At 60.4% G+C, this 16836-nt stretch carries 18 protein-coding genes; 12 read left to right on the top strand and 6 right to left on the bottom strand.

What is annotated here, in order from left to right:
* Positions 1–35: 35 nt before the first annotated feature.
* Genes CAL20_RS10945 through CAL20_RS10930 form a run of 4 tightly spaced genes read left to right on the top strand, consistent with a single transcriptional unit; the run spans position 36 to position 4023 of the window.
* Entirely contained in the window at positions 36–995 is a 960-nt protein-coding gene (locus CAL20_RS10945; protein ID WP_094837858.1) for a Bug family tripartite tricarboxylate transporter substrate binding protein, read from the top strand.
* A gap of 59 nt (positions 996–1054) precedes the next feature.
* The gene (locus tag CAL20_RS10940; RefSeq protein ID WP_094837857.1) at positions 1055–1549 is read left to right on the top strand and encodes a tripartite tricarboxylate transporter TctB family protein; all 495 of its coding nucleotides are present in this window, start codon (positions 1055–1057) and stop codon (positions 1547–1549) included.
* A 15-nt stretch (positions 1550–1564) separates the two neighbouring features.
* Positions 1565–3088: a tripartite tricarboxylate transporter permease gene (locus CAL20_RS10935; protein ID WP_094837856.1), complete on the top strand. Its 1524-nt coding sequence runs from the start codon at positions 1565–1567 to the stop codon at positions 3086–3088.
* Complete coding sequence (locus CAL20_RS10930) at positions 3085–4023, top strand: 2-hydroxyacid dehydrogenase (protein ID WP_094821029.1); 939 nt, start codon at positions 3085–3087, stop codon at positions 4021–4023. Before CAL20_RS10935 ends, CAL20_RS10930 begins: the two co-directional genes overlap by 4 nt.
* An 81-nt stretch (positions 4024–4104) precedes the next feature.
* Here the strand turns inward: CAL20_RS10930 and CAL20_RS10925 are convergent, their stop codons facing one another.
* From CAL20_RS10925 to CAL20_RS10915, 3 genes are read right to left on the bottom strand one after another with little or no spacing between them, the layout of a single operon-like run.
* A complete protein-coding gene (locus tag CAL20_RS10925) occupies positions 4105–5022 on the bottom strand; it encodes a DUF808 domain-containing protein (protein ID WP_094821028.1) in 918 nt (305 codons plus the stop codon).
* A 49-nt stretch (positions 5023–5071) separates the two neighbouring features.
* Positions 5072–5827, bottom strand: a complete 756-nt coding sequence (locus tag CAL20_RS10920; protein ID WP_094821027.1) for a YdcF family protein — start codon at positions 5825–5827, stop codon at positions 5072–5074.
* Between the two features lie 13 nt (positions 5828–5840).
* Positions 5841–6605 carry a 2-keto-4-pentenoate hydratase gene (locus CAL20_RS10915; protein WP_094821026.1) on the bottom strand — a complete coding sequence of 255 codons (765 nt, stop codon included), beginning with the start codon at positions 6603–6605 and terminating at the stop codon, positions 5841–5843.
* A gap of 241 nt (positions 6606–6846) precedes the next feature.
* Between CAL20_RS10915 and CAL20_RS10910 the strand changes: the two genes are divergently transcribed.
* Positions 6847–7506: a LysE family translocator gene (locus tag CAL20_RS10910; RefSeq protein ID WP_094821025.1), complete on the top strand. Its 660-nt coding sequence runs from the start codon at positions 6847–6849 to the stop codon at positions 7504–7506.
* A 13-nt stretch (positions 7507–7519) separates the two neighbouring features.
* On the opposite strand, the gene CAL20_RS10905 is transcribed toward CAL20_RS10910, so the two are convergent.
* The 3 genes from CAL20_RS10905 to CAL20_RS10895 all read right to left on the bottom strand — a co-directional run bounded on the left by CAL20_RS10905 (position 7520) and on the right by CAL20_RS10895 (position 10009).
* On the bottom strand, positions 7520–8275 hold the full coding sequence (locus tag CAL20_RS10905) for a 3-oxoacyl-ACP reductase family protein (RefSeq protein WP_094837855.1): 756 nt from the start codon (positions 8273–8275) through the stop codon (positions 7520–7522).
* A 31-nt stretch (positions 8276–8306) separates the two neighbouring features.
* A complete protein-coding gene (locus tag CAL20_RS10900) occupies positions 8307–9077 on the bottom strand; it encodes an alpha/beta fold hydrolase (protein WP_094821024.1) in 771 nt (256 codons plus the stop codon).
* 170 nt (positions 9078–9247) lie between these two features.
* On the bottom strand, positions 9248–10009 hold the full coding sequence (locus tag CAL20_RS10895) for an IclR family transcriptional regulator (RefSeq protein WP_094821400.1): 762 nt from the start codon (positions 10007–10009) through the stop codon (positions 9248–9250).
* Positions 10010–10107: 98 nt separating this feature from the next.
* On the opposite strand from CAL20_RS10895, the gene CAL20_RS10890 reads away from it, so the two are divergent.
* From CAL20_RS10890 to CAL20_RS10860, 7 genes are all read left to right on the top strand, one after another.
* Positions 10108–11076, top strand: a complete 969-nt coding sequence (locus tag CAL20_RS10890; RefSeq protein WP_094821023.1) for a Bug family tripartite tricarboxylate transporter substrate binding protein — start codon at positions 10108–10110, stop codon at positions 11074–11076.
* Positions 11077–11146: 70 nt separating this feature from the next.
* On the top strand, positions 11147–12055 hold the full coding sequence (locus CAL20_RS10885) for an amidohydrolase family protein (protein ID WP_094837854.1): 909 nt from the start codon (positions 11147–11149) through the stop codon (positions 12053–12055).
* A gap of 2 nt (positions 12056–12057) precedes the next feature.
* Entirely contained in the window at positions 12058–13050 is a 993-nt protein-coding gene (locus tag CAL20_RS10880) for a Bug family tripartite tricarboxylate transporter substrate binding protein (RefSeq protein ID WP_094837853.1), read from the top strand.
* 55 nt (positions 13051–13105) lie between these two features.
* Positions 13106–13789, top strand: a complete 684-nt coding sequence (locus CAL20_RS10875; protein WP_094821020.1) for an RraA family protein — start codon at positions 13106–13108, stop codon at positions 13787–13789.
* A 62-nt stretch (positions 13790–13851) separates the two neighbouring features.
* A complete protein-coding gene (locus tag CAL20_RS10870) occupies positions 13852–14772 on the top strand; it encodes a hydroxyacid dehydrogenase (RefSeq protein ID WP_254924048.1) in 921 nt (306 codons plus the stop codon).
* A gap of 119 nt (positions 14773–14891) precedes the next feature.
* Positions 14892–15854, top strand: coding sequence for a Bug family tripartite tricarboxylate transporter substrate binding protein (locus tag CAL20_RS10865; RefSeq protein ID WP_094821018.1), 963 nt, complete (start codon positions 14892–14894; stop codon positions 15852–15854).
* A gap of 48 nt (positions 15855–15902) precedes the next feature.
* Positions 15903–16820: an SMP-30/gluconolactonase/LRE family protein gene (locus tag CAL20_RS10860; protein ID WP_094821017.1), complete on the top strand. Its 918-nt coding sequence runs from the start codon at positions 15903–15905 to the stop codon at positions 16818–16820.
* Positions 16821–16836: the final 16 nt, after the last annotated feature.

Raw genomic sequence — 16836 nt, 5'->3', positions numbered from 1 at the left:
GCAACGCGAATCAATGTAAATACCTCGGAGAAGAAATGAGACACCGCTTCATGAAAGCGGCCGGCATCGTGCTGGCTGCCACGCTGTCAATAGGCGCCGTCCAGGCCGCCGAATACCCCAGCCGTTCCATCGAACTCGTCGTACCGACCGCGGCCGGGGGCGGCACCGACGCCGTTGCCCGTGCCTTTGCCGAAGCCGTGCGCGGCCATCTAGGGCAGCCCATGGGTGTCGTCAACAAACCGGGCGGCGGCACCGCGATCGGCACTGCCGATGTCGCCAAAGCGCGCCCCAACGGCTACAAGCTCGGCATGGTCGTGGTCGAGATGGCCATCTTGCCGAGCCTGGGTCTGGCTCCTTTCAAAACGGACGAGTTCACTCCCATCGCGCGCATCAACGCCGATCCGGCAGCGGTGACGGTGCGAGCCGATGCGCCATGGAAAACACTGGAAGAGTTCAACGCCTATGTCAAAGAGCATCCTGGCAAGGTGCGCGTGGGCAACGCCGGCACGGGCTCGATCTGGCATCTGGCCGCAGTCGCCTACGAACAGAAGATCGGCGGCAAATTCAGCCATATCCCCTACGACGGTGCAGCGCCCGCTGTCACGGCGCTGTTGGGCGGGCATATCGAGGCCGTGACGGTGAGCCCGGCCGAGGTGTTCACCCACGTGTCGTCCGGCAGCTTGCGCACGCTCGCCGTCATGGACGATAAGCGTGCCCGCGGATTTGACAGCGTGCCCACACTCAAGGAATCGGGCATTGATCTGTCCATCGGCACCTGGCGTGCATTGGTCGGGCCCAAAGGACTCCCCGAGGACATCGTTGCCAAACTGCGTGACGCGTCCCGCAAAGCCGTCGAGGAACCGGCTTATATCGAAGTGCTCGACCGGTTGAATCTCGGCCGCGTTTACGACGACGGCGAGGCATTCAAGGCCAGCCTGGCCAAAGAAGAAGCCACCTATGCCGGCCTCATCAATCAGTTGGGCCTGCGCCGCTGACCTTTCACCACGCTTGGCGTCCCGTATGTGAACGACCGGCAACAAGAGACAACGCAGATATGGTGCTGAACGAAAAAAAAGCCAGTGGACTGATTGGATTGATGGCCATTGTGAGCGGCATAGCCGCCATCATCACGGCGCGGGACTTTCCGCCTAGCCTGACGGATACGGATGTGGGGCCAAGCATCTTTCCAACCGCATATGGCGCGATACTGGCCATTCTAGGCCTAGTCCTGTTTGCCAGCGGCTTGCGCCGCGCTTCCAAACGTGGCGCAGCGGACGAAGGCGGTACGCCGCCCTTGGACATCGCCAAGCTTGTGTTTGGCGTCGTCGGTGTCGCGGCGTATCTGTGGATCATCGACTATGCCGGGTTCGCGATCTCAACAATCATCTATTTATGGCTGATGATCGGACTCATGCGCGGCACGGCTGGATTCCGGCAGATATCGACGCCCGTGCTCGCGATACTGATCGGGCTAGCCGTCTACGCAGCGTTTGTCATGCTGCTGCAAGTGCCGCTGCCGACAGGCCTGTGGCTCGACAGCGCGGCATGACAGGAGGACGACATCATGGATAGTTTGTTAGCTTTATTAGACGGCGCACGCCACCTGCTCGGCCAATGGGACGCCATGCTGATGGCTGTGGCGGGTGTGGCGTTGGGTCTTGTCGTAGGCGCCCTGCCCGGACTGTCGGTTGCCATGGGCGTGGCCATCATGCTGCCGTTCACCTACGGCATGGAACCATTACACGGATTGCTGTTGCTGTCGGGCATTTTCTTTGGCGGCGTGTACGGCGGCTCGATCACCGCCATCCTGCTGCGCATTCCCGGCACGCCGGCGGCGGCCGCTACCGCACTCGATGGCTATGCCATGACGCGTCAGGGCCGGGCGGGCCAGGCGCTCGGCGTGGCAACGGTATCGTCGTTCACGGGCGGTGTCATCAGTGTTCTCGTGCTGATCTTTCTGGCCCCTCTGCTGGCCCAGTTCGCCTTGCGTTTCAGCGCCGCCGAGTCATTTGCGCTGGCTGTCTTCGGGCTCAGCATCATCGCCAGCATCTCGGGCGGCTCCGTATTGAAGGGCCTGCTCTCGGGCTTTGCCGGATTGCTATTGGCGACGGTCGGCATGGACCCGCTGCTCGGACTGCCACGTTTTACGGGCGGCATGTCGGAACTGTATTCCGTGCCATTCATTCCCATCATGATCGGGCTCTTTGCGGCGGCAGAGGCGTTCAAGATGCTTTCGGAAAGCAGTCATGCGGCTGAACTGAAAACGGCCATCGGCCGGATTTTGCCCACGCGCGAGACGCTGCGCAACATCTGGGGCACTGTGTTGCGTTCGAGCGGCATCGGCACCGCCATCGGCATCATCCCCGGAGCGGGCGCCGATATCGCCGCCTTTGTTGCCTACGGCGAAGCCAAGCGTTTCAGCAAAGCGCCCGAGACTTTCGGCGAAGGCGCGATGCAAGGCGTCGCGGCGGCCGAAGCCGGCGCCAACGGGTGCACGGGCGGCGCCATGCTGCCCATGCTGACGCTGGGCATTCCCGGCGATGCCGTGACCGCTATCATGCTGGGCGCCCTGACACTGCAAGGCATACAGCCTGGTCCGCGCCTGTTCCAGGAAAACGGTGACTTGGTGTTCAGCCTGTTCGCCGGCCTGCTGTTGTGCTACGTGATACTGCTCGTGATGGCGCTGTGCTCGCTACGCTACGTCGCGCGGATGGTCCAGGTTCCGAAATCGATATTGATGCCGCTCATCATGGTGCTCTCTGTCGCGGGTGCATATGCCATTGGCAATAGCATGTTCGACGTCGGGATCATGCTGGTGGCAGGTGCCATCGGTTTTCTGATGATCAAGGCTGGACTTCCGGCGTCGCCCATGGTGCTGGGCCTGGTCCTCGGTCCCATGGCGGAAAGCAATTTCCGCCGGGCGTTGACGCTGTCCGAAGGCAGCTATGATTTTCTCTATACCCGGCCTATCACGGCCACTCTGCTAGCAGTGGCGTTGATCACCATGTTTGCCCCCGCATTGTCGGCCTATCGCAAGCGGCGCCGTGCCAACCGCGGCGTTGCCACTCACCCAGGAGCCCAGACATGAAACCCCACGTCCTCAAGGTTGCTCATGTCCCGCATTTCCTCGATGAACACCTGAACCAGCATTTTCAGGTGCATACAGCCACGCAAGACGCAGAACCCGGCTCGCTATCGGCCATTGCGCCGGACATCCGCGCACTGGTGGCCAATGGCGAATCGACGATCCGCGCGACCCTGCTCGACCAGTTGCCTGCATTGGAATTGATTGCTGTATTCGGCGTGGGGTACGACGGCGTAGACGTTGCTGCCGCACAGGCCCGTGGAATAGCCGTCACGAACACGCCCGACGTGCTCACCGACGACGTCGCGGACATGGGCATGGCCCTGTTGCTGACGCTCGCGCGGCGCATCGTCGAAGCCGACGCTTTTGTACGGGCTGAGCAATGGCCCAAAGGTCCATTCCCCTGGTCACGCAGCGTATCGCGGCAAAAGCTTGGTATTGTCGGGCTGGGCCGTATCGGCTCGGCATTCGCTCAGCGGGCTGCGGCATTCGGCATGGATATCGCCTATACCGGCCGCACGGTCAAATCAGGCGTGCCCTATCGCTACCAGCCGTCATTGGCCGCCCTGGCCGAGGAAGTCGATTTCCTGGCCGTCTGCGCGCACGGCGGTGAAAGTACGCGGGGCCTGATCGATGCCAAAGTCCTCGACGCGCTCGGCCCGCAGGGATTATTAATCAACATCGGACGCGGCTCGGTCGTAGACGAAGCCGCACTGATTCAGGCGCTGCAACACGGCACTATTGCCGGAGCAGGCCTGGACGTCTTCGCCCACGAGCCCAACGTACCGGCGGCATTGCGCGCTTTGCCTAACGTCGTACTGACACCGCATGCAGCCAGCGCCACGACACAAACCCGGCAGGCGATGAGCGATCTCGTCTATGAAAACCTGGCTGCGCATTTTGCTGGCCGGCGTCTGGTCACACCCGTTTCGAACTAGGCGCTCGCGATCAATGCCCGGTGATCACATCAGACATTGATCGCGCCGCCAAAAAGACGGATACGCATCAATAAAGAAGACCTAAGAGCGCTTGAAAACGCGCTTGATGCCTGTCAGCACACCTACCAGGACCGCACCGGCGGCCACACCAAACAGGGCATTCAATATCGTGGAGACGACTGCTCTCACCCACCCAGCGGCGGATGCCAGTTCGCTCAGATGCTCGATGGCATGATGCACAGGCGCAATGCCGTGCGTCAGAATCGCACCGCCCACCATGAACATGGCAGCGGTACCGACCACGGATAGCGTTTTCATCAAATACGGCGCAGCCCGCACAATCACGTTGCCCAGGCCACGCGCCGCCGCGGATGGTTTGCTGCGCAGGTGCAGGCCCAGATCATCCAGGCGGACGATACCCGCGACCAATCCATACACGCCGACCGTCATCGCCAGCGCAATCGTCGTGACCACGAGCGCCTGACGCACAAAGTCCGCCCCAGCCACAGCACCCAAGGTGATCGCAATGATTTCGGCTGACAGAATAAAATCGGTGCGAACCGCGCCTTTGATTTTTTCGCGCTCGAACGCCACCATATCGACACGCTCGTCCTGCAGAGCGTGGGCGCGGGCCTCGTGATTGCCTGCGGGTGTGCTGTCATGCGGTAAAAACCGGTGGATCAGCTTTTCGGCGCCTTCGAAACAGAGAAATGCCCCGCCCACCATCAGCAGAGGGGTCACAGCCCAAGGCGCAAAAGCGCTGATGAGCAATGCCGCCGGCACCAGAATGCATTTATTGCGCAGCGATCCCTTGAACACGGCCCAGACGACGGGCAACTCGCGATTGACCGACACGCCGGTGACCTGCTGCGCGTTGAGCGCCAGATCATCGCCCAGTACACCCGCCGTTTTCTTGGCGGCGACTTTGGTCATGACAGAGACATCGTCCAGGATCGTGGCGATATCGTCGAACAAGGCAAAAAAGCTGCTTCCGGCCATCCAGGCCTCCAGAACTGACGCAGAAGCGTCGAGTTTACAAGCAATCGTGTTACGCCTGGCCGGGATGATGGCGAGCGGGATTCCAGCCTAGCCGGTTGTACAGGTGATAACGGGCAATACCCAGGTATTCGTGCAACGCGACATCTGCCAACGTAAAGTTATAAGACAGGGGTAACGCGGACGTGACGGCATGCAGGTAGTCCGCGCGAGCCGGGGTTGCCGAGACGCCGAAATGCGCAAAATACAGTTCGCTGCGCCGCATGTGTATCGCCGACGACACCAGCACGGCACGATCGATCTGCTCGCGCTGCAGCAACGCGCTGGAGAACTGCGCATTCTGCCAGGTGTTCATGCTTTCGGATTCAAGCAGCACGTTGGCCGGATCTATGCCGAGGTGTACAAAGACATCGCGATAGGCGGCGGCCTCGGACACCCCGGTCCGGGCTGCATCGCCGCCGCTGACGACGATCTTGCAATAGGCAGCAGATTTTTTGCAGTCGTTATAGCGTTCTGCAGCGACAACGATACGTGGGTAAGAGAATACGCCCGGCTCGACGCTGCCCGCCACACGCTCGGTGCCGGCGCCCAGCAACACAATGGCGTTACGCTCGCCCCAAGCCACGGGCGGCGAGGTTTCATAATCCGACTGCAGTTTACCCAGTAGCCAGGCCGACATCGGGCCGCAGCCCACTGCCAGAAAACCCATCGCTGCAACAGCGTAGAACGCCAGGCTGGCGCGGCGCCATGACAACGCCGCGCAGCCTACCGCCAACACCATGATCACGACAAAAATCGCGAGTGTCATGTACGGCGATCCATCAGGCAATCGCCAGGCGGATTTCAGGCAGGCCCTGAAATTGGCCAACAATCGTACCGGGGGTTTTGGGTGCATACATTCCGGTATAGGTACCGCATGTGATCAAGGTCCCCGCAGGCACCCCTACCCCACGGCGTGCGGCGTGATTCACCAGCCAGGGTAATAATCGGCGCGGGTCGCCAGCCGGGTTGCCGGTTGTCTCTGGCGCGACATTGCGGCCATCGTGCGTCCAGGTCAACGACGGTTTCTCGAAAGGATAGCTGGCGTCGTAGGGCACGGCCTCGCCCACGACCAAGCCGCCGTGGCTTTGCAAGTCTGCCAGCATCGCCAGTTTGTCGACCGGCCAGCCGGCGTAGCGGCTGGAGACGATCTCGATCGTCGTCACGGTGTGGCTGATGGCCGCCAACACCTCGGCATCGCTGTAGACCTGCTCACCGGGTGCGAAGTCACGGTTAAAGCGGAATGCCAACTCCAGCTCCAGCACCAGGACGCCATAGGCACTGCGCTGAATCGTCGCCGGCGCCAGCTGCACGCCTGCGCCTGGCAGCGGCGCTGCCTGCATGGGACCATCCACCGATTTCGATCCGACCTTCCAGGCCGCAACCGGGGATTCCAGCGACGCAATGATCCGGTCCTGTACCGCGTAGGATTGCGATTCCTCGGTCGGGATCACGGACGTATCCAGCGTCACCTGGGTGCGGTTGCCAGGCCATGCCTGAATCAGTTGTGTGGCCAGTGCTTGAACGGCGGACGTGCTATCAGACATCAACATTCCTTATTAAAAAAGCGCTTGAAACCAGCCTCACGCAGCCCATGCTACGTGAAGGACGGCAGACCGGGAGAACGCGTGCATTTGTCCTGATAAAAACCGGACAAGCCTTAACGAAGAGTACACTTGATTGTCTAGGGTTTTCTCCGAGTCCACAACGTGCCATGCGATGCCTGCAAACGTCCTCGCCCCGGGCACCGGATCCAGCCGTCAAATAGCTAACACCTCAAGGCAGACTATGGAATTCGTCATCCCCAGCAGCACCAATCTCACCTTGTTTATCAGTGCAGCGATAGTACTCCTGCTTATCCCCGGCCCGGCCGTGCTGTACATCATTGCGCAATCGATCGAGCAAGGGAAAAAGGCCGGCCTGGTCTCGGACCTAGGGATCCACACCGCCACGCTGGTGCACGTCATCGCTGCGGCGCTCGGCCTGTCCGCGTTGCTGGCCTCGTCGGCGTTGGCTTTCGATATCGTCAAATACGCTGGCGCCGCTTACCTGATCTGGCTGGGACTGAAGAAAATCTGTACGCGCCCTACCGCGGGCAGTACCGATGTCCCGGTCGCCAAACGGCACTATCGCAAGCTCTATCGCGATGGTTTCATTATCAATTTGCTCAACCCGAAAACTGCGCTGTTTTTTCTGGCATTCTTGCCGCAATTCGTCGACGTCGGCCGCGGACACGTGGCCTCGCAGATTCTCTTTCTGGGCGCGGTGTTCATCGTCGTCGGCTTTATCAGCGACGCCTGCTATGCCATCGCCGCCGGTGCGGCAGGCCAATGGCTGCGCACCAGCCGCACCTATCTGAAACTGGATCGCTACCTGGGCGGCGCGATGCTGATCGGACTCGGCATCGCAGCCGCCTTTGCCGGCAATCACAAGACAGTAACGAAGTAGTCCTGCCTGCCGCTCACAGGGTCATCCCGCCATCGATCGTCAAACTCGCGCCCGTCATATAACCCGATTCGGCGCGAGCCAGATACGACACTACCCCTGCGATTTCTTCAGGCGAGCCTACCCGCTTGACAGGAATCGCTGGCAAGATGTGTTCGACATGGTCGCGTGTCATATCAGTCAGTGTCGGCCCAGGCTGCACATTATTGACGGTAATCCCGCGTGCAGCCACATCCAGCGCTACCCCTTTGACCATCGCAGCCACCGCCGCTTTCGTCATCGTGTAGACGCTGGAACCGGCATACCTGTTGTTCACTGCCGTATTGCTGCCTATTGTTACAACGCGGCCGCCTGGTCCCATACGGGCGACCGCGGCCTGGATCGCGAGAAACACACCTCGCACGTTCACGCTCAACATCAAGTCCAGATCTTCGACAGAGAACGTATCGACAGGCCCCAATCGCAAGATCCCTGCATTCACCACGGCAATATCCAATTTGCCGAATCGGTCTACGGCTTGTGCAACGGCCCGGCCCAAATCGTCTGCGCTGGCGCTATCCGCTTGAATTGCCACACCAGCTCGGCCCAACGCCACAATATCCCTGACCGTTGCCGCTGCGTGATCGGGCGCCGAAACATAGGTCAAGGCGACATCTGCGCCATCCTCTGCAAGCCGCTTGGCAATGGCCGCGCCAATTCCTCTCGAACCGCCGAACACCAGCGCTGATTTGCCCGCCAGGCTCGGGGCATGGTTAGTTTGAAACTGCGTCATGATTTTTCTCCATGTCCTCGGATGGTCTGCGTTACGGCTTCTGAACCGCCTTTACGGCATCGCCGATCACCTGTGCAACGGCATCGGGATGCGAGACCATCGACACATGACTGGACTGCAGCTTAGTCACATGCGCGCCGATGCGTTTGGCCATATCCAATTGCTGGCCCGGATCGATCATGTGGTCGTGTGTGCTCACGACAAACCAACTCGGCCGCGTCTGCCACGCTGCCTGTGTCACTGGTTCATCGAACGCTGCCCCACGGATCAGGCCCTGAGTCGCCGCAATCAGTTGTGCTTCGGCTGGGGGTACATCCTGTGCAAAATCTGACTTCACAACGGCAGCCGGCAGATAGAGATAGCCGTCCTTGGTTGCTGCGAGCTTGCCGATGCCGGGCGGAACGGGGTAGTTCTTGCCCAATGCCGCCGTGCTCTGCCCTGGCTCTGGCGCGAACGCCGCCACATACACCAGGCCCTTTACTTTTGGATCTAGGCCAGCCTGGGTGATGACGGTCCCTGCCCAGGAATGCCCGACCAGCACGACATCGCCGTCGACGCGATCTATGGCACGCTGGGTCGCTGCCACATCATCGGCCAAGGAGCTCAGCGGGTTCTGCACCGCAATGACCGGAATACCCGCCTTGTTCAGGCGGCTGATCACCTGATTCCAACTCGAACCATCCGCAAATGCGCCATGCACAAGAATGGCCGTCGGTGTACCCGCCGCCTGTGCTGCACTGCTGCCCATCACAGCAGCCATCGCCAACAACGACCCAGCCAGCCCTTTACTCAATGCATCCATGTTCCTTACTCCGCGATTCGTCAATGAAAGTTGTCTTTGCGTAGCCCGTCGGGCACAGTGCTACTAGACAACCTTGACGTATCTCGCGCGTGTCAGGATCGGTGCGCCGCACGTCGTCGTGTGTCGGCACGGAGGATAGATACAGTGCGATACCCTAAGCGCCGTATGGATCAGAAATGCGTCATACGCTGGCCGGACACCGACGTGCCCTGATGCACGCCCATCATGGCGCGTGACAAGCGGCTGGCGGCAGCCAGCACGGTTTCTTTGTGACCGTTCATGGCTTCTTCGGTCAGGCGGGACAGCGGTCCGGAAATGCAGATCGCGCCCAGCAAGGTCCAATTGGACGTATAAACCGGCGCAGAGATGCTGGACACCTCGGCGTCGCGCTCGCCTAACGACATCATGTAGCCGGCACGCCGTATCGACTCGTACGGCTCGCCCGCCTCGCCCGAAAAAGCCAGAATCACGCGGCCGGGACTACCCAGATTCAAGGGCAGCGCTGCCCCCACCCGCACGTGGTGGCGGATAGACCGTGGCCCCTCGACCCGCACGACACAGATACGCTGATTGCCCTCGCGCACATAAAACGTGGCGCTCTCGCCGGTGGCGCTGGATAACTCGCGCAGCACAGGCTCGACGACATCGTGCACATTGAACGTGGCCTGATAGCAGGCGCCCAGCCACCCCGCGGCGCGCGCCAATCGCCAGGTGCCGTCCACGCGTTGTGCCAGATAGTCGTCCATCGCCAGCGTCCGGGCCAACCGCAACACCGTCGAACGGTGATAGCCCGTGCGGCGGCTGAGCTCAGCCAAAGACAAATGGGAATCGTCGACGCCAAAGGCGCCCAGGATGCGCATGGCGCGCCGGACTGCGACGACGCCTTCGCCAGCATCGGAATTGTCTTCCGTATCGGGTTTAGAGTATTTCATTTGATAGAACATGTTGCATCAGACAAGACATCATTGTAATGGGCGGAACACGACAGCACAATGCACTCACCAAAAACCACATCCAAATCGGAGACAGAATGAACGTCCTACCTCGTGTACTCGCCGGCATCGCGCTAGCCTGCGCCCTGACCCCGGCCATTGCCCAGGATTTCCCGACCAAACCCATCCGTCTGATTGTGCCGTTCCCTCCAGGCGGTGGCACCGACACCCTGGCGCGCGAAGTCGCCAATAAGGTCGCTACAGATACGGGCTGGACCATTGTCACGGAAAACCGCCCCGGCTCCGGCGGCAATATCGGCGTAGACGCCGTGGCCAAGTCTGCCCCGGATGGCTACACCCTGGTCCTGGGCCAGACCAGCAATCTGGCGATCAACCCGACGCTATACGCCAAACTGCCCTACGACCCTGAAAAGGATCTCGCGCCGATCGGACTGATCGCCAGCGCGCCGCTGGTGTTGGCCATTCCCGCGCAGTCGCCGTACAAAACGCTGGCCGACGTCGTGAAAGACGCCAAAGCCAAGCCGTCAGCGCTCAACTACGGCTCGTCCGGCAATGGCACCGTCAGCCACCTGGCCACGGTCAAACTGCAACAAGCCACCGGCACGACATTCACCCACATTCCCTATAAAGGGGCCGCACAAGGAATCAACGATCTGATCGGTGGACAAATCGAGATGTACATGTCGTCTGTGCCGACCCTGATCGGCCACATCCGCAACGGCAAAATGCGTGGCCTGGTCGTGACGTCTTTGCAGCGTACGCCGGATCTGCCCGATGTACCGAGCGTTGCCGAATCGGGTTTCAAGGATTTCGAAGCCATCACCTGGTTCGGTATCGCAGGCCCGGCCGGCATTCCGCAGAACATCGTCAACAAACTCAATACCGCGTTCAATGCGGCGCTGAAGACCGAAGATCTGCAAAAGAAGTACCGGGAACAAGGTGCAGACGTACTGACCAGCACCCCGGCGGAATTCGGCAAATTGATCCATGACGATCGGCTGCGTTGGGCCGACATCGTCAAGGCTTCCGGCGCGCGGGTGGAATAAGGACCGAAGCGGATCAAGACAGACGCTCATGACACCGTCGAATTTCCAACGACCAGATATTTCCTGAACGATGGCTGCCCTCGCCTATACATCGGGAACGGCTCACCCCGTGTCCCCAGTCCCTCTGCACGCCTGCGATTGTCATATCCATGTCTATGACGCACGGTTTCCGGCTGTGCCTGGGGCGACATTGTTGCCACCCGATGCATCGGTTGAGCAGTATCGGGCATTACAGGCTCGCTTAGGAACATCGCGGGCGGTCCTGGTCACTCCGTCTACATACGGCACAGACAACCACAGCATGTTGGCCGGGCTCGCTGCGATGGGGGATCAGGCGCGCGGCGTCGCAGTGATCGACGGCAATGAAAGCGATAGCGCTTTGCAGGCATTGCATCATGCGGGCGTTCGAGGGATTCGCTTGAATCTGTCGCGAGGTGTCGTGGGCCATATCGACCAGATTGCGCCGATTGCCTCGCGCATTGCCCAATGGAATTGGCATCTGCAGCTATTGATGCCGTCCGACCAGTTGGCCCTACAGGCAGAAATCCTGACGCGATTGCCGGTCCAGATCGTCTTCGATCACATGGCCAGGCTGCAACCTGGCCAGGCCTTTAATCATCCGGCGCATGCCTTGGTGCTGCGCTTGCTGCGCGAAGGCCGCGCATGGGTAAAGCTGTCCGGTGGCTATATCGTCAGCGGCAGCGGACGCACCGATGACCCTGCCATCGACCCGTTGGCGCGCAGCTATATCCACGCCGCGCCCGATCGAGTGCTGTGGGGCAGCGATTGGCCGCATGCCACTGCCTCTGCAGGACTGCACCCGATGCCGGATGACGCACAGCAGATAGACCGCCTGGCCCATTGGGCGCAGGACAACGAGGTCTTCAGACAAATCCTCGTGCGCAATCCAGAACAGCTATATGGCTTCACGAGCCACACATCGCTCCCATCATTTGCCAATCTACAGGAGACATCGTGAACATGGACCTCAACCCTATTCAGTTCAGCCGCCGCCGATTCCTCGCCGGTGCCGCGCTGCTTGCCGCAGGCGCTGCGCAGACCAGCCGCGCCGCGGCATGGCCTGATGGTAAAGCGATCACCTGGGTAGTGCCGTACCCCGCAGGCGGCAGCACCGATGTATTGGGACGCGCCATTGCGCAACAGTTGAACACGCTGCTCAAGACCACAGTCATTGTCGACAATCGTCCGGGTGCCACCGGCACGATCGGCGCCGCGCGCGTGGCCCGCGCCGAGCCCGATGGCTTGACCGTATTGGGCACGTCGATCGGTCCGCAAGCGGTTGCCCCTCATATGATGGGTAAGCTGACTTACGATCCCGTCGAGGATTTTGCTGCCGTCATCACCGTGGGCACCATTCCACACGTACTGGTGGTTGGCAAGCACCAACCTTACACCTCAGTACAAGCACTGGTCGAGGCGGCTCGCGCCAAGCCTGACAGTATTGCCTATGCCTCAGGCGGTACAGGGACCGTACTACACGTCCAAGGCGAATTGCTGAAGCAGAAAACGGCGACCCGCTTTATTCATGTGCCCTACAAAGGCGACACGCCAGCATTGCAAGACACCTTGGGCGAACAAGTTCAATTCATGTTCGCCCCCATCGCGGCCGCGCTGCCTCATATACAAAGCGGCAACCTCCGTGCGCTCGCAGTCACGTCTGCACAGCGGCTGAAAACGCTGCCCGATATCCCGACCATGGATGAATCCGGTTTCGATGATTTTGTCGTCGAGCAATGGCAGGCCGTGTTTGCGCCGGCCGGAACCCCGGCGCCGATCATCCAGCAGCTGAACACGGCGATCGCCAGCGCATTGCAGACGCCGGCGTTAACGGAACTGGCCGACAAACTCGGCATCACGCTGGTGGGCGGCAGCCCCGAGGCGCTCGACAAGATGCGTCGCGCCGATTACGTCAAGTGGGGTCAAGTGATCCGCGATGCCGGCATCACCGCCTGACGCCCACGTCTTTTCATCTCTCCATTCCTTCTGATTGAACCTACAGGACACCATCATGAGCACTCCCGACATCATCAAAGATTTCCCCCGCGTTTCCGCTGACATCGTCCGCCGCGCCGCTGAGCTGCAACCCGCCATTCTGGCCGACGTCGCTGGCCGCCGTGGCGCTCTGCATGGCCGTATCCGCCCACTGCATTCGAGCATGAAATTTGCGGGCACCGCGTTCACGGTGGAAGTCCGCCCCGGCGACAACCTGATGATCCACGCCGCCATGTCGTTAGCCAAACCCGGCGACGTACTGGTCATCGACGGCAAAGGCGACCTGAGCTCGGCCTTGATGGGCACCATCATGATGACTGCTTGCAAACAACTAGGCCTGGCCGGCGTTGTGATCGACGGTGCGGCGCGCGATAGCCTGGAAATCATTGAAATGGACTACCCGGTCTTTGCTGCAGGCACCAATCCCAACGGCCCCACCAAGAACGTCGGTGGCCGCATTGGCCATCCCGTCAGCATCGGCGGCGTGACGGTGCATCCTGGCGATTTCATTATCGGCGACAACGATGGCGTAGTCGTCGTCGAACGCGACAAAATTGAAAGCCTGTTGCCTGCCGCTGAAAAGAAAGTGAAAGACGAGGCCGCCCGCATTGCCGCCATTCAAACCGGCGACACCGCCGCTAAATGGCTGACCTCGGCGCTGCGCAACGCCGGCGTGCTGAAGGAAGGAGAAACGCTGTGAATGCTGCCACGCTCGAATCCCCACAGGAGGTCCTCGCATCGGCCGCACAATCCCAGCCTGCAATCCTGATCACAGGCGCAGATCTCGCGGATGAAGCATTGGCTCTGTTGAATGGCTACCGCGTCATCTACGCTGGCAAGACCCCCAGCGAACAGGACATCGTGGATCTGTGCCGTGATCACAACCCTGTCGCCATCATTGTGCGATATGGAAAAGTCGGCGCGCCCGCGATGGATGCGGCTCCTGCGCTACGCGTGATCTCCAAACATGGCAGCGGGACCGATACGATCGACAAGGCCGCTGCTCAGGCACGCAACATCGAGGTCGTGGCCGCCATTGGCGCCAATGCGGCGGCCGTCGCCGAACAAGCATTGACGCTGCTGTTGGCCTGCGCCAAATCCGTCGTCGAACTCAACGCCCGCATGCATGCGGGCCATTGGGACAAGGCGACGCATAAAAGCCTGGAGCTTGGCGGTAAAACATTGGGCCTGATCGGTTTGGGCGCCATCGGTTTGCGTACTGCCAAGATGGCCGCCGCACTGGACATGCGCATCATCGGTTTTGATCCTTATGCCAAGGCGCTGCCCGACTACATTCAATCGGTCGATCTGGACACCCTGTGGCGCGAATCCGATGTGATCTCGCTGCACTGCCCGCTCACGGCCGACAATCGCGGACTGATCAATGCGCAGACACTCGCCCAATGCAAACGCGGAGTGATCATTGTCAATACGGCGCGCGGCGGCCTCATCGATGAAACCGCGTTGTTGGATGCTGTGCGCAGCGGCCAGGTACAAATGGCGGCGTTGGATAGCTTTGCCGTGGAGCCCATGGTGGCCGGCCATCCCTTTCAGGGCGAGAAAAATATTATCCTCAGCCCCCATATCGGCGGCGTCACTAGTGCGGCATATGTCAATATGGGCGTGGCGGCGGCGCAAAATCTGCTGGCCGTATTAGCGCGGACCAATGTATCGAAGCAATAGACGCAGACATGGCGACGCCTGAAAACATACAAAAGGCGCCGCCAGCCAGCTATCGCGGTGAACGTCGTTGAATACCACCTCTTCACCGCGAGGCATCTGCAACCCACAGGAGACAACTCATGAAACAATCGACGCTCGCATGCGGCATAGCGCTCGCGCTGGCCTTTGGCACCGCCTATGGCGCCTATCCGGACCATCCCGTTCGCCTCATCGTCGGATTTTCGGCTGGCGGCCCCACTGACGTGGTGGCCCGTGCCTTTGCCGATCAAGCGAGCCGTAGTCTCGGTCAGACCTTCATCGTCGAGAACAAACCGGGCGCCAACACTACATTGGCTGCCAAGGCTGTCGCCAGCGCCAAGCCCGATGGCTATACGCTGCTGCTGGGCGCGACGAATCACACGATGATCCCCGCGCTGTACAGTGAAAAAGTGGGCTTCGACGCGTTGAAATCCTTTGCGCCGGTCTGCACGCTGGCCATCAGCCCCACGGTATTGGTAGTGGGACCGTCCATGCCTGTCAAAACTTTGGGCGAATTCCTGCAGCAACTCAAGGCCGAGCCCGGCATGCGCACCTATGCCACCCCGGGTACGGGCAGCTCCGGACATTTCGCCAGCGCGCAGTTCCTGAAACTGACCGGCACATCGATGAACCACATCCCGTACAAGGGTGCGGCGCAGGCCGTGACCGACTTGCTGGGCGGACAGGTCGATAGCTCATTTGCCACGCTGGGATCGGTATTGCCGCAATTGCAGGCCGGAAAGCTTCGCGCCATCGCGGTGGCGTCGCCAGCCCGTTCCGCATTCCTGCCGGATGTGCCTACGTTCGCGGAGGCAGGCGTCAACGACTACAGCGCCGATGCGTGGTATGGATTGCTCGCCCCGGCCGGTACGCCTGCCGATGCCTTGGCTGTGCTCGAAAAAATCGCCACTGAATTTTCCAAATCCTCTGATTCCGCAAGCAAATTGCAATCGCTGGGCATGCAAGCGCAAAATACTTGCGGAGAAAAGTTCGGCACGCAACTGAGGCAAGAGGTCAATAACTACACCAACACGGCGCGCGAACTGGGATTGAAATCCGAGTAATACATCCGCGTTCCCCGCCCTGAATAACGAGATATCCCGGAGCCCACGATGTTTCTGCTTTCCCCGCCAGACGTAATCAGTTTCGATGTATTCAGCACCATGCCGCCAGCGCTGCGCAAGCCTGAGCGCAGCGCTTGGGCTGACGCCAATCGCGGAGGCGCCGTGTCGGATTCATTCTTAGAAGGTCCGGTGTTCGACGACGCGGGCAATCTATACATTACCGACATTCCATGGGGCCGCGTTTTTCGCATTGACCCGACAGGCCAATGGACCTTGATCGCCGAGTACGACGGTGAGCCCAATGGCATGAAATGGCTGAACGCCACGACGCTGCTGATCACGGACTACAAAAACGGCCTGATGCAGCTGGATATCAATACCGGCCATGTCAGCCCCTATTTGGAGCGGCGCAACAGCGAGCGGTTTCGTGGTGTCAACGACTTGATTTTCGACAGCCTGGGCAATCTGTATTTCACCGACCAAGGCCAAAGCGGTTTGCACGATCCCAGTGGCCGGCTCTATCGTTTGAGGCAGAATGGCCAGCTGGATTTGCTGCTGGCCAACGTGCCCAGCCCCAATGGAGTAGCGCTTTCGCCCGATGAAAAAGTCCTCTACCTGGCGGTGACCCGCGGCAATTGCGTCTGGCGGGTACCGCTCTTGCCCGATGGCAGCGTGTCCAAAGTCAGTCAGTTCTTTACGTCATACGGCCCCAGCGGTCCAGACGGATTGGCAGTCGACCAGTCGGGCAACCTGGTCGTGGCGAACCCTGGGCTGGGTTATGTCTGGCTGTTGAACGCTCGGGCCGAGCCCATCAAAGTCTGGCGCAGCGAAAAAGGCATGTCGACCACGAATATCGCGTATGGCGGACCTGATCGCCATACCTTGTATTGCACAGAATCCACTACCGGGACGATCCTGCGTGCGCGAGCCCCCGAGGCTGGATTGAAACTGGCGCGACCGCAATAGAAAATTCGCGGCCGGC

This window comes from Bordetella genomosp. 4 (assembly GCF_002261185.1).
Taxonomy (GTDB): Bacteria; Pseudomonadota; Gammaproteobacteria; order Burkholderiales; family Burkholderiaceae_B; genus Bordetella_A.
The sequence above is the reverse complement of the archived record's forward strand: the minus strand, read 5'-3'. Positions and strand labels throughout refer to the sequence as shown.

Bases quoted from the DNA above. Each gene is read 5' to 3' on its own strand.
- CAL20_RS10945 (WP_094837858.1), top strand. From the start codon at position 36: ATGAGACACCGCTTCATGAAAGCGGCCGGCATCGTGCTGGCTGCCACG.
- CAL20_RS10940 (WP_094837857.1), top strand. From the start codon at position 1,055: ATGGTGCTGAACGAAAAAAAAGCCAGTGGACTGATTGGATTGATGGCC.
- CAL20_RS10935 (WP_094837856.1), top strand. From the start codon at position 1,565: ATGGATAGTTTGTTAGCTTTATTAGACGGCGCACGCCACCTGCTCGGC.
- CAL20_RS10930 (WP_094821029.1), top strand. From the start codon at position 3,085: ATGAAACCCCACGTCCTCAAGGTTGCTCATGTCCCGCATTTCCTCGAT.
- CAL20_RS10925 (WP_094821028.1), bottom strand. From the start codon at position 5,022: ATGGCCGGAAGCAGCTTTTTTGCCTTGTTCGACGATATCGCCACGATC.
- CAL20_RS10920 (WP_094821027.1), bottom strand. From the start codon at position 5,827: ATGACACTCGCGATTTTTGTCGTGATCATGGTGTTGGCGGTAGGCTGC.
- CAL20_RS10915 (WP_094821026.1), bottom strand. From the start codon at position 6,605: ATGTCTGATAGCACGTCCGCCGTTCAAGCACTGGCCACACAACTGATT.
- CAL20_RS10910 (WP_094821025.1), top strand. From the start codon at position 6,847: ATGGAATTCGTCATCCCCAGCAGCACCAATCTCACCTTGTTTATCAGT.
- CAL20_RS10905 (WP_094837855.1), bottom strand. From the start codon at position 8,275: ATGACGCAGTTTCAAACTAACCATGCCCCGAGCCTGGCGGGCAAATCA.
- CAL20_RS10900 (WP_094821024.1), bottom strand. From the start codon at position 9,077: ATGGATGCATTGAGTAAAGGGCTGGCTGGGTCGTTGTTGGCGATGGCT.
- CAL20_RS10895 (WP_094821400.1), bottom strand. From the start codon at position 10,009: ATGAAATACTCTAAACCCGATACGGAAGACAATTCCGATGCTGGCGAA.
- CAL20_RS10890 (WP_094821023.1), top strand. From the start codon at position 10,108: ATGAACGTCCTACCTCGTGTACTCGCCGGCATCGCGCTAGCCTGCGCC.
- CAL20_RS10885 (WP_094837854.1), top strand. From the start codon at position 11,147: ATGGCTGCCCTCGCCTATACATCGGGAACGGCTCACCCCGTGTCCCCA.
- CAL20_RS10880 (WP_094837853.1), top strand. From the start codon at position 12,058: ATGGACCTCAACCCTATTCAGTTCAGCCGCCGCCGATTCCTCGCCGGT.
- CAL20_RS10875 (WP_094821020.1), top strand. From the start codon at position 13,106: ATGAGCACTCCCGACATCATCAAAGATTTCCCCCGCGTTTCCGCTGAC.
- CAL20_RS10865 (WP_094821018.1), top strand. From the start codon at position 14,892: ATGAAACAATCGACGCTCGCATGCGGCATAGCGCTCGCGCTGGCCTTT.
- CAL20_RS10860 (WP_094821017.1), top strand. From the start codon at position 15,903: ATGTTTCTGCTTTCCCCGCCAGACGTAATCAGTTTCGATGTATTCAGC.